Source organism: Rhizobium sp. N324 (assembly GCF_001664485.1).
Classification (GTDB): Bacteria; Pseudomonadota; Alphaproteobacteria; order Rhizobiales; family Rhizobiaceae; genus Rhizobium.
This window is the reverse complement of record NZ_CP013634.1, coordinates 142124-154627: the sequence shown is the minus strand read 5'-3', so window position 1 is coordinate 154627 and position 12504 is coordinate 142124. Positions and strand designations below refer to the sequence as shown.

Here is a 12504-nt window from a genome sequence, read left to right as displayed (position 1 = left end):
TCTGCCCGCCGATCCTTTCCTTCGATCCCTTCCCGGCGCTGAAGGAAACCAGAGAGGAACCACTGCCTTATGACGCCCTATCTGATCTTTGTGCTGAAGCGGTTCGGTCAGTTTCTGCTCGTCGTCTTTCTTGGCGTCAGCATCACCTTCTTCGTCACCCACCTGACCCCGATCGATCCGGTCGAAGAAAGCATAGGCGCCATCACCCAGATGGGGCAGTCCGATCCGAATGCGATCGAACTGATGCGTCAGTCGCTGCGCGAGCTTTACGGCATGGAGGGCTCGATCTGGCAGCAATATCTGCATTTCTGGCTGCGGCTTGCGACCGGCGATCTCGGCCCCTCGCTGTCGGCCTTTCCGACACCCGTTTCCACGATCATTATGCGGTCCCTGCCCTGGACCATCGGGCTGATGACGGTCTCGACGCTGATCACCTTCGTGCTCGGCAATGCGCTCGGCGCGCTTGCCGGCTATTACCGGAAGAACATGGTGCTAAAGGCCGTCAGCCTCGTCTGCATCGCCCTGCTGCCCATTCCCTACTATATCCTGGCCTTCGTGCTGCTCATTCTGTTCGGCTATCTCTGGCCGGTGCTGCCGATCAACGGCGGCTATGAGATGAACGCCAATCTCAATCTCTCTTTCGCCCTGGTGCTCGATATCCTCGAACATTCGATTCTGCCGGCCCTGTCGCTGATCCTTGTCGGTGCCGGCAGCTGGCTGATCGGCATGCGGGCGCTGGTGTCCAACATCATCACCGATGACTACGTCGTCTTCGCCGAACTCGGCGGGGTGCCGAAGCGGAAGATCCTCCGCTCCTACATCGCCCGCAACGCCATGGTGCCGCAATTCACCGGGCTTGCCATGTCGCTCGGCGCGATCTTCAACGGCACGGTCATCACTGAAATCGTCTTCGGCTATCCCGGCATCGGCAACCTGTTGATTTCGGCGGTGCATGCCGGCGACTACAGCCTGGTGCTCGGCCTCAGCGCCTTGTCGATCGTCGGCGTCGCCGCCGCCGTCTTCATCATCGACATTCTGAGCCCGCTGATCGACCCGCGCATCAAGGTGGAATAGGCCATGTTTACCATCGTCCGCGACCTCGCACGCCAGAACCTGGAATTTCTCTGCGGCCTGCTCCTCTTTGCCGTCATCGTCGGGTTCATCATCCTGTCCTATTTCTCGCCCTACGCGCCGACGGACATCTATCTTCTGCCGCCCGACATGCCGCCCGACGGCGATTATTGGCTCGGCACCACATCGCGCGGCCAGGACGTGTTCTGGCAGCTGACGACGGCGCTGCGCAACACGCTCTATTTCGGCATCGGCGTCGCCTTTCTCTCCCGCATCATATCGCTGGTCGTCGGCCTAGTCGCTGGTTATGCCGGCGGCGCAGTCGACCGGGTGCTGATGGCGATCAACGACAGCGTCATGGTCATCCCGCAATTTCCGCTGCTGATCCTGTTCTATTTCGTGCTGAAGGACAGCATGACCTGGACGACGCTGATCGTCATCATGGCCTCGCTCGGCTGGTCTTATGACGCGCGCCTGATCCGCTCGGTGGCGATCGGCCTGAAGACCAGGCCGTTTACCACCCAGAGCGTCTATTCCGGCATGAGCATGCGCAAGATCCTGGTCGAGGAGCATCTGCCCTATGTGCTGCCGATCGTCTTTGCCACCACCATGAACAACATGATCTGGTCGATCGGCATGGAGATCACCCTTTCGGTGCTCGGCTTCACCGATATCGAGACGCCGACCATGGGCATGATGATCTACTGGGCCAATGCGCATTCGGCGCTGATATCGGGAGTGTGGTGGTGGGTGGCGGCGCCCGTCGCCGTCATCGTCATTCTGTTTCTGGCGCTCTTCCTGCTGTCGATGTCGATGAACGAATACAATGATCCGCGCAGCCGGCTGAACCGGATGGGAAGTTAGCATGGAGAATTTGGTCGAAATCGAGAATCTGAAAGCCTATTACCGCGCCTTCCTTTTTGGCGTCGATCGCGAGGTGCGCGCCGTCGACGATATCAGCCTGACGATCGGCCGCGGCGAGGTCTATGGCGTCGCCGGCGAATCGAGCAGCGGCAAGACGACCCTGATCAAAACCATCGCCGGCGCCATCCGGCCGCCGCTCAGGGTCGTGTCGGGCAGCGTGAAATTCCACTTTGCCGGCGGCACCCAGGATATTTATGCGATGAAGCCGGAGGAGCGCATGGCGCTGCGCTGGAAGCATCTGTCCTATATCATGCAGGGCTCGATGAACGTGCTCAACCCGGTGCGCCGGATCCGCCATTCCTTCACCGATTTCGCCTTCCGCCACATGGCTGTCAGCAAACAGGTGTTCTTCGAAAGGGTCGCCGCCCATTTGCAGCGGCTGAAGCTCGATCCGCATCTGCTCGACGCCTATCCGCACGAACTCTCCGGCGGCATGCGCCAGCGCATGACCATCGCGCTCGCCACCATCCTGACGCCGGAATTCATCATCGCCGATGAACCGACGACCGCGCTCGACGTCATCGTCCAGCGCGACGTGCTGTCGATGATCCGCGAAATCCAGCGCGAGATGGGCTCGTCCTTTCTGTTCGTTACCCATGATATGGGGGTGCACGCCACGGTTTCCGACCGCATCGGCATCGTCTATGCCGGGCGTCTGGTCGAGGAAGCGCCGACCCCCAAACTCTTCAGCAAGCCGCTGCATCCCTATACGCAGCACCTCGTCGGCAGCCTGCCGCGCATCGGCGATGCGACGACGCGGCCGTCGCTGGAGGGGCGCCCGCCGAACCTTGCCATGCCGCCGGAAGGCTGCCGCTTTCACCCGCGCTGTCCGAAACGGATGGAGATCTGCTCGCAAAAGGTGCCGCCGCTCGTCACGGTCGAGCCGGAGCGCCGTGTGGCCTGTTTTGCAGTTACGGGAGATCAGGTTTGACCGCTCTGCTTCACCTCTCGCATGTCACCAAAGTCTATCGCCAGGGCGGCATGCTCGGCCGGCGCCTGATCACCGCGGTCAAGGATGTCAGTTTCGAAGTCGGGGAAGAGCCGGAAATCCTGTCGATCGTCGGCGAATCCGGCTCGGGAAAATCGACGATCGCGGCGATGATCCTGGGGCAGACCGAACCGACGGAAGGGCAGCTGGAATTCTCCGGCCAAGCCGTCTCCATCCATAGCCGCTCCGAACGCAAGGCCTTCATGAAGGAGGTGCAGCCGGTTCTGCAGAACCCGTTCGAAGCCTTCAATCCGCTGAAGCGGGTCGACCGTTATCTGTTCGAGACGGCCCGCAACCTGTCGGGCCCGGGAAAACGGATAGACCGTAAAGAAGCCGAGCGCATGGCCGATGCCGCCCTCGTGCATGTCGGCCTCACCCTCGAGGAAGTCAAAGGCCGCTTCCCCCACGAACTCTCCGGCGGCCAGCTTCAGCGCGTCGCCATCGCCCGCGCGCTGATCCCGCAGCCGCGCCTGCTGGTCGCCGACGAACCGGTCTCGATGGTCGACGCCTCGCTGCGCATGGCGATCGTCAACCTTTTCGGCCGGCTGAAAAACGAACTCGGCCTGTCGATCATCTACATCACCCACGATCTGGCCACCGCCTATTACGTCAGCGATAACATCATCATCATGCGCAAGGGCGAGATCGTCGAACGCGGACCGGCCCGCCCGGTGCTCGATAATCCGCAGCATCCCTATTCGCGGGCGCTGAAGGAGGCGGTGCTGGCGGCGGATTTCAGCCCGGCGATGTGAGCGCCGGTCGCCGAGATCGGCTTGGCCTGGATGCTGTGTCCGATGTGGGGCCGCCGCCGCAGTGCATGACCATGACCGATCTGCGGCCACAAAGTTCGGAAGGCTTGCACTTCCCGCACGAACAGGGTAATACTGAACTATATGGTTCAGTATGTAAGCCCTCCCCTCGATCTCTCGTTTGCGGCGCTGGCCGATGCGACCCGCCGCGGGATCATCGATCAGCTTGGGCGGGGGGACGCGTCGATCACCAGTCTCGCCGACAAGTTCCAGATGACGCTGACCGGCATGAAGAAGCACGTCCAGGTTCTCGAGCGGGCCGGGCTGGTCGTCACGCAGAAGATCGGACGGGTGAGAACCTGCAAGCTGGGGGAACGCGGCCTCAAGGCGGAAGCCGAGTGGATCGAAGCACATCGCAAGCTCTTCGAGGCCCGCTTCGAAGCATTGGACGACATCATCAGCGAGATAAAACGGGAGGGACGCGATGATTGAGCAAGGCAACAGTACAGGTGGTGCGCGGAACCGCACGTCAGTCGAGCGCAGAGGCGATCGCGAACTTCTGGTAACCAGGACATTCGATGCGCCGCCGAGCACGGTTTACAGGGCGTGGAGCCAGCCCGAGCTGTTCCAGCGCTGGTGGATGCCAAAATCGGTGCCCGGCATTTCGCTCGTATCGTGCGAGATGGATGTGCGTACCGGCGGCAAATATCGGCTGGAATTCGGCGCCGGCGGTTCCGACACCATGGCCTTCTATGGCAAGTATCTCGAGGTGGTGCCGAACGAACGCATCGTCTGGACCAACGATGAGGGCGAAGAGGGCGCGATCACGACCGTGACCTTCGAGGACCAGGGCGGGAGGACACTGCTGACTTTCCAGGAAGTCTATCCGTCCAGGGAAGCGCTTGAGGAAGCGCTGCAGGGCTCGGCCGCCGCATTGCCGGAGCAGTTGGAGCAGCTCGGCGAATTGCTCGCCAGCCTAGGCAGGTAGCGCCGGTCGGAAAACTCGCCTCGAGGAGCCAAAAAAGCCCATGGGCATCAGGAACTATCTGATCGAAGGCGGCTCGGGAACGGGTAAGACGTCTGTCGCGACCGAACTGGAGCGACGGGGCTACCATGTCGTCCATGGTGACCGCGTTCTGGCCTATGTCGGCGATCCCGAAACAGGCCAGGCGCTCGCAGGACCACCCGAAGGCGCAGACCGCATCGTTTGGGGATACGCTCACTGGATCTGGCCTGTCGACAAGGTCCGCGCGATCGCTGCCGACACCACCCATCCTGCCACGTTCTTTTGCGGCGGTTCGCGCAATTTCCACAAATTCCTGGACCTGTTCGATCAGGTTTTCGTGCTCGACATCGATGTCGAGACGTTGAACCGACGCCTGGATGGGCGGCCGGATGAGCCGGGCTTCGAGCCGGCCGAGCGGGCCCTGGTGCTCCGCTACCATCGTAGCCGGGAGTATCTTCCTGCCGGCAATAAGATCGACACGGCGAAACCCGTTCCAGCTGTCGTCGACGATATCCTCGCTCAACTCACCTGAACCCCGCAAATTACTTGACTGCGATTATCAAGGATAATACGCGCTTCGCCAGTTTCTGCCATTCGAAGCGTAAGCATGATCCCCGCCGACCTGTTTCCTGAAATCACTCGCGGCGATCAGCGCCCGGCCCTCATCTTCGCCGACGGGCGGACGCTCTCCTACGCCGACCTCAATGCCCGAACGCTGCGCTTTGCCGAGCGGCTGGGAGGCGGGGAAAAGCGGCTTGTGGCGATTTCGGCCGATGTTTCGGAACATGCGATCGTCGCCTATCTCGGCGCGCTGCGCGCCGGCCATGCGGTGGCCATGCTGCCGCCCTGCGATGACAGGCTGTGGCAAGAGTTTCTGTCAGCCTTTCGGCCGGATTTCACCTACCGCCCGGCCGACGGCCGCTGGCGGCTCGTTGGGGAAAACTGGCCTCAGCAAAGCGACGCGCCGCTGCATCCGGATCTCGCCCTGCTGCTGATGACCTCAGGCAGTTCCGGCCTCGCGAAAGCCGTGCGCCTGTCCTATGCCAATCTTGACGCCAATGCGCGTGCGATTGCTCACTATCTCGAACTCTCCCCTGCCGACAGAACCGCGCTCGTCCTGCCGCTTCACTATTCCTACGGCCTTTCCGTCATCCATTCCCATCTCGTCGCCGGTGGCAGCATCTTCATTCCGGGCGTCTCCGTGGTGAGCGAGGATTTTGCAAGATTGCTCGGCGAAAGCGGCTGCACCAATCTTTCGGGCGTGCCCTATTCCTATGAGCTGATGGAAAGGACGCGCTTGCGAAGCCAAGAGCTCAAAGCGCTGCGCTTCATGACGGTGGCCGGCGGACGGCTGGCGCCCGAGCTCATCCGCCTCTACCGCGACCATATGTGCGCGAAGGGCGGCCGCTTCTTCGTCATGTACGGCCAGACCGAGGCAGCCGCCCGCATCGCCTTCGTGCCGCCGGAAAGCCTGGCGGACAATGAGGAGCGGATCGGCATCGCCATTCCCGGCGGCAGCCTCAGCCTCGTCGGCGATGACGGTCATCCGCTCGATCGGCCTGACGTTGCCGGAGAACTCGTCTATGCCGGCCCGAACGTGATGATGGGCTACGGCACTGACCGCGCCGATCTTCAGCGCGGCGCCGAGGTCGCGGCATTGAAGACCGGCGATATCGCCATGCGCGACGAGGACGGTTTCTTCCGGATCGTCGGCCGCAAGAGCCGTTTCGCCAAGGTCGCGGGGCTCCGGATCGGTTTCGACATCATGGAACAGGTTCTGGCCGAGAAGGGGATCGCGGCCGCTGTTGTCGGTGACGATCACGGTCTGCAGGCCTATGTGACCGATCCCGCTTCCGCCGATCGGGCGCTCGGAATGCTCGTCGAGGCGAGCCATCTTCCGGCAAGCCTGGTCTCCGTCAGGCCGCGACAAGAGCTCCCGAGGCTTGCCTCCGGCAAGGTCGATTATGCCGGCCTCCGCGAGGAGATGCTGGCGACGCGCGAGACGAAACGAGCCGCGGCAGTCAGCGTGCTCGATGCCTATGTCAGGGTCTTCTACCCCCGCAATGTCGGTCGCAGCGACAGCTTCGTCTCGCTCGGCGGCGATTCGCTGCGCTTCCTGCAATTGACGATGGAACTCGACAGGCTTGGCATCGCGCTGCCGGAGGGCTGGGAGCAGACGGCGATCGCCGAGCTCGATGTCGGCCCGCACACTGCGCGGACCGATAGCGCCGAGGTCAGGGCGCTGCCGACCGATCTGGTGCTGAGGGCGATCGCCATCCTGCTCGTCGTCACCCATCACGAGATGCTCTGGCCCATTCCCGGCGGATCGGGCGTGATGCTGCTCCTCGTCGGCTTCAGCCTGGCACGCTTCCAGTCGGGCCATTTCCTCGCCGGCAATTTCCGCCATGCGCTGCGGCCGGCAATCAACGTTCTCATCCCCTATTTTCTCATCGTCGCCGCCTATGGGCTCGCCTGGCGCACCGTTCCCTGGGCCTCGGTCACGCTGACCGGCAATTTCGGCTATGCCGAGCCGGAGCGCCACGAGATGCTTCCCTATCTCTACTGGTTCATTGAAGCCTATGCGCAGACGCTTCTGGTTTTCCTGCTGGTTTTTGCCGTGCCTGATGTGCGCAGGCTGGCGCGGGCGCACCCCTTTGCCTTCTCGCTGGCGCTGCTTGGGCTGGCGGTTGCCGCGCGGTTTTCTCTGCCGCTGCTCTTCGATATCGGCAGGCGGCAGATTTTCACCATCTACTGGGGCCTGCATCTCGGCGTGTTCGGCTGGTGCGCGGGCCTTGCCGGCAAGACGGCGCACCGGATCATCCTGACGGCGGTTGCCGCCGCCGTGCTCGGTTATCTCGCCTTCTGGGAAACGCTCTGGATCGGAACGACGATCAAATATCTGACGATCTTCGCAGCGCTTCTCGCCCTTCTCTACCTGCCGCGTATTCATCTGCCCGCGCGGCTGGGGCGTGTCGTGACGCTGATCGCCGTCTCGGCCTTTCCCACCTACCTGCTGCACCGTTTCGTGCCGGAACTGCTGATGCCGCAGGCAGCGGCCGTGCTGCCGGCTCCCCTCTTTCATCTGCTGGCGATATCAGGTGGCCTGGCGCTCGGCGTCATCGCCAACAAAATCGCGACCGACCTTCGCAATCTGCTCGGCGGGATAGCAATGGTCCGTGGCAGGGACGGGCGAACGGTGATGGCGGAGACTGTCTGAACCGTAAGCGAACAGCAGCCGTTCTGCTGCACCGTCTCGGTCATCCACAGCCAGCGGCGCCGCGGTCGAAATCTCGATTGCGGCTACGATTGTATGCGCCAGTACGCCGCGGTCTCCTGTCCGGAGACGCGCGGCGCTGCAGCCGGTATGCCTATTTCCCGTCCGCCTGTCCCGATGGTTTCGTGGCGGCATTCAGCACGCCGTCCTGCAAACCCACCTCGTCGGCAAGAATGGCGGCGGCCTCGTCGAGCAGGACGTCTTTTGCGTTCTTGCGGGCGTTTTCGAGGGCGATATCGGCGCTCAGGCTGCGCTCGCCCGCCTCCAGGCCATCATCGCCGGCGGGGTTGTCGCCATCGCTCGCCTGCGCCCGCTCCTTGAAGCGTTTCTCGCGCGCCGCCGCTTCCTTGCGGCGTTCGGCTTCATTCAGGGAGACGGTGCCTTTCTCGCGCTGCGCCTTCAGGTCGGCAATGTCTTTCACCAGGCGCTGGAAATCCGGATCGCCCTTGACCCGGGCATCGTGGCGGCTTTGCAATGCCGGCAACAAGGCTGTGACATTGCCTTCGGGCGCGTATTTCGCCGGCTTGATCTCCGCCCATGGCAGGGCATTGTCATAGCTGGTCTCGCCGAAGCTTGTCGGATCAGACAGCCCCGGCAGGTTGATATCCGGGGTGACGCCGCGCAGCTGCGTCGTGCCGCCATTGACCCGGAAAAACTGGGCGATCGTCACCTTCAGCTCGCCATATTCGGGCTTGCTGTTGTGAACCATCTGGTCGAGATCGACGACCGTCTGAACCGTGCCCTTGCCGAAGCTGCCTTCGCCGACAATCACGCCGCGGCCGTAATCCTGGATGGCCGCGGCAAAAATCTCCGAGGCCGAGGCCGAGCCGCGATTGATCAGCACACCCATCGGGCCTGCCCAGACAGGCTCTGCCAGATCCGAGCTTTTGACCTCGATCTTGCCGTCGCTGCGACGCTGCTGCACGACCGGGCCCTTGCCGATGAAGAGGCCGGTCAAATCGATCGCCTCGTCCAATGAACCGCCGCCATTGTTGCGCAGGTCCATGAGAACGCTGTCGACCTTTTCATCCTTCAGCTCGCCGAGCAGCTTGGCGACATCGCGGCTGGCGCTCTTGTAATCCTTGTCGCCTTTGCCCTTGGCTTCAAAATCCTCATAGAAGACCGGCAGGGTGATGATGCCGATCTTGCGCTCGGTATCGCCGACTTTCACGGTCTGCACGGTCTTCCTGGCCGCCTGCTTTTCCAGGCTGATCTTATCGCGCACCAGGCTGACGACGCGATGCGTGGCATCGGCGCCGGCATCGGCCGGCAGAATATCGAGGCGCACGACGGAGCCTTTTTTGCCGCGGATCATCTGCACGACCTCATCCAGCCGCGTGCCCACCACTTCCTTGATCGGCCCGTTCTTGCCCTGGCCGACGCCGGTGATGCGGTCACCGACCGCAAGCTTGCCGGAAAGCTCGGCCGGCCCGCCGGGCACCAGCTCACGGATCGTCGTATAATCGTCGCGCTCCTGCAGCACCGCGCCGATGCCGAACAGCGAAAGCTTCATCGACACATCGAAATCGGCCGAAGCGGCCGCGCCGAAATAATCCGTGTGCGGATCGATGGCGTTCGAATAGGCGTCCATGAACGACTGGAAAACGTCGTCGCTCTTGAATTTGTAAGCGCGCTCGAGCGTGTTTTCATAGCGTTTGTCGAGCGTTTCGCGGATGGCCGCATCGGCCTTGCCGCCGAGCTTCAGCCGCAGCCAGTCGCTTTTGACGCGCTTGCGCCACAGCTCATCACTCTCGGCTTGCGATTGCGGCCAGGGCGCCTTCTCGCGCAGCACCGAATAATTGTCCTGCCCGCTGAAATCGAAATCCTGCTTCAGCAGGCTGCGCGCATAGGTCATGCGGTCGACGACACGCTGTTCATAGGCGTTGAAGATCGTAAACGGGATCTTCAAGTCCTTCCGCTCGATCGCATCGTCGATCTCGCTGCGCTCCGCCATGAACTTGTCGATATCGGCCTGCAGGAACAACATGCGGTCCGGATCCAGCGACTTGATGAACCCATCCATGACCCTGGCCGACAAGGCATCGTCGAGCGGAACCGGCTTATAACTATAGCGCGAGAGAAATTGCGCGCTCAACTGAGCCGCTTCCGCCTGTCGCTCCAGCGGCGCCAAAACCGGCGGCGATGCGACTTCAGCGGAGGCGGACTGTACGAGTGCAAGAAATGCACCGAGAAAAACGTAAGCTATGCGCATGCAGCGTTGATCCAATTCTTCATGCCGAGGGTGGATGTGTGAACTAAGTGAGGCAATTGTGGTTTTTTGGCAAGCGGGGAGGAACTTCGTCTGGGCAGCCGCAAAAGCATCCGGGCTGATCGGCCAGGAGGCAGTGCAGCGTATCGGAGCGAAATCGTTCAGCGAGAACGGCTCGTATCAGCCGTCCGGCAGCATAGCTGCGCGCGAGCATGAAGCGGCGCGAAGGTTTCAGTGTGCGGTGCCCGATTTCTCCTTCGCCCTCACAATGGCGTCCGCTTCCTTGCCGTATAGTTCCTCGAAGTGATCGAAGGTCTTGGAAAAATAACCAATGCCCTGCGTCGCCGAGCGCAGCGACCGCGCCAGTTCGTCAAGTGCGCCGCCCGGAACGAGCGCCCGGAAGATGTCCCAACCCTTGGCGGTTTCATCCCGGTCGAAGCCGAGAACCTGGCCGTTGAGGGCGGAGACGATCTGGACGAGGCTGCCCGAATAGACCGACGGAATGTGAATCTCGCTGCGGAAGACCGGCTGCATCAAGACGGTCGATCCTTCGGCAAGCGCCTGACGCACCCCCATTTTCGACGCAGTCCGGAAGGCGTGTTCCGAACTGTCGACGGTATGGTGCTGACCATCTGACAGCGTTACGCCGACATCGATGACCTCGAAGCCCAGCGGTCCTTTCTCCATCGCTTCACGCGCGCCCGCTTCGACGGCGGGGAAGTAATTGCGCGGAACGGCGCCGCCCTTGACGGTTTCGCCAAAGGTGAAGCCCTGGCCGCGCTCGTTGGGGTGAATGCTCAGCTTCACATCCGCGAATTGCCCGGCACCACCGGTCTGTTTGCGATGGCGGTAATGAACCTCCGATGGTTTCGTGATTGTCTCGCGGTAGATCGGGCTGGGCGTTCGGTCGGTCACGGAGATGTGAAAGACATCGGAGAGCGTTCGGCAAAGTTCACGCAGATGTACCGGCCCCTGGGCGCGGACGAGTTGAGCGCCGGTGCCTTCCTCCTGCAAGACTTTCAGGCCGCGATCCGTCTCGGAAAGTTTTGCCAGCGTTTCGGAAAGCTTGTTTTCATCGCGCTCGCTGCCCGGAATCAGTATCCTTTCAAGCATCGGCGTGGGTGGTTCCGTCCACTCGGGCGGGGCGACCACCGCGCCGGAGGTCAAGAGCGAAGGGACGCGCAGATGGTCGGACTTGACAGTCGCGAAGACCTCCCCAGGTGCCGGCAGAACCGCCGAATTGGACCGCCCGTTTGCGAGATTTTGTACGGCGCCGAGGCTGGAGCCGCCCAGTGATGCGCCTTGCCGCAGTCCCTCGCCAAGAGCACGCACGAGCACCGTCTTGCCGACATTCTGGCGATGATAGGCATGGAAGCTCACGGCCGCCAGCTTGCCTTCATCGACAGTTTCCGTCTGCGCGAGACGCTGCCTGAGAATCCCCACCGGCGGCGCCTCGTGGCGCAGCGCTTTCATCAGCCTCATCATGCCGTTGCCGTGACTTGCAGCACCGATCAGGACCGGGATAATTCTGTTTTCCCTGAGAACCCGTGATGAAATCGCATAGAGCGCCTCGCTGGGCGGCTCGCGGTCCTCGATCAGTTCCTCGAGAAGCCAGTCATCAAATTCGGACAGATGTTCCAGGAGCTCGGTGCGCGCTTCGTGCTCGCGTTCGGCAGTGCTTTCGGGGATTGCGATCAGCGCCGAAGTCTGGCCTTCCCGATAGCGCCACGCCCGTTCCGAAATCAGATCGCAACTGCCTACGATCCTGTCCCCCTCCCGGATCGGGATCTGGCGAAGCAAAAGCGTGTGGTTGGCGTAGTCTTGAAGCGCGGCGATCACGTCCCTCAACCGCCCTCTCGGTTCGTCCATCCGGTTGACGAAGAGGATGCAGGGCGTCCCCGAGGCTTCGACGATCCTGAGATAGGGCGCGGCGAGCACAGCCTCCTCGGGTGCCGATGAAACGCACAATATGCAGGCGTCGCTGGCAAGAAGCGCGTGCTGGGCATGCGCCAACGCTTCGTTGGGTCCTGGCGCATCCAGTGCACACCACGCCTCGTTTCCGAAGGTGAACTCCGTGAGGTTCAATCCATAAGGGGAGCTGGATTTTCTCGGCGTCCCCTCCAGCGAGCCGAGCTTTTCCACGACTGTCGATTTTCCGGTCTGCGAGGGTCCAAGCACGGTAAAGCAACGCATCAGCATTCCTCCAACTGCCATAAACACAATTTCAGCCATCATAGGATGCCCTGAACCGCTGCGAGGCGCCAGAGGTGTTCAGTTTGACAA

The 12504-nt window shown here is 62.1% G+C and carries 10 protein-coding genes; 8 read left to right on the top strand and 2 right to left on the bottom strand.

What is annotated here, in order from left to right; genetic code table 11:
• Window positions 1-69 precede the first annotated feature (69 nt).
• From AMK05_RS28295 to AMK05_RS28260, 8 genes are all read left to right on the top strand, one after another.
• Window positions 70-1074, top strand: a complete 1005-nt coding sequence (locus tag AMK05_RS28295; protein ID WP_064843179.1) for an ABC transporter permease — start codon at window positions 70-72, stop codon at window positions 1072-1074.
• A gap of 3 nt (window positions 1075-1077) precedes the next feature.
• Window positions 1078-1935: an ABC transporter permease gene (locus AMK05_RS28290; RefSeq protein WP_064843177.1), complete on the top strand. Its 858-nt coding sequence runs from the start codon at window positions 1078-1080 to the stop codon at window positions 1933-1935.
• 1 nt (window position 1936) lies between these two features.
• Entirely contained in the window at window positions 1937-2926 is a 990-nt protein-coding gene (locus AMK05_RS28285) for an ABC transporter ATP-binding protein (protein ID WP_064843175.1), read from the top strand.
• Window positions 2923-3735: an ABC transporter ATP-binding protein gene (locus AMK05_RS28280; protein ID WP_064843173.1), complete on the top strand. Its 813-nt coding sequence runs from the start codon at window positions 2923-2925 to the stop codon at window positions 3733-3735. The genes AMK05_RS28285 and AMK05_RS28280 overlap by 4 nt, the downstream gene beginning before the upstream one ends.
• 141 nt (window positions 3736-3876) lie before the next feature.
• A complete protein-coding gene (locus AMK05_RS28275) occupies window positions 3877-4224 on the top strand; it encodes an ArsR/SmtB family transcription factor (protein ID WP_064843171.1) in 348 nt (115 codons plus the stop codon).
• Window positions 4217-4720, top strand: a complete 504-nt coding sequence (locus tag AMK05_RS28270) for an SRPBCC family protein (protein WP_064843169.1) — start codon at window positions 4217-4219, stop codon at window positions 4718-4720. The genes AMK05_RS28275 and AMK05_RS28270 overlap by 8 nt, the downstream gene beginning before the upstream one ends.
• Before the next feature lie 40 nt (window positions 4721-4760).
• On the top strand, window positions 4761-5270 hold the full coding sequence (locus tag AMK05_RS28265; protein ID WP_064843166.1) for a hypothetical protein: 510 nt from the start codon (window positions 4761-4763) through the stop codon (window positions 5268-5270).
• A gap of 75 nt (window positions 5271-5345) precedes the next feature.
• Window positions 5346-7955, top strand: coding sequence for an AMP-binding protein (locus AMK05_RS28260; protein WP_064843164.1), 2610 nt, complete (start codon window positions 5346-5348; stop codon window positions 7953-7955).
• Between the two features lie 151 nt (window positions 7956-8106).
• On the opposite strand, the gene AMK05_RS28255 is transcribed toward AMK05_RS28260, so the two are convergent.
• Together AMK05_RS28255 and AMK05_RS28250 are read right to left on the bottom strand one after the other, a co-directional pair.
• A complete protein-coding gene (locus AMK05_RS28255; RefSeq protein WP_064843162.1) occupies window positions 8107-10224 on the bottom strand; it encodes a carboxy terminal-processing peptidase in 2118 nt (705 codons plus the stop codon).
• 228 nt (window positions 10225-10452) lie between these two features.
• The gene (locus AMK05_RS28250; RefSeq protein ID WP_064843831.1) at window positions 10453-12414 is read right to left on the bottom strand and encodes an elongation factor G; all 1962 of its coding nucleotides are present in this window, start codon (window positions 12412-12414) and stop codon (window positions 10453-10455) included.
• Window positions 12415-12504 lie beyond the last annotated feature (90 nt).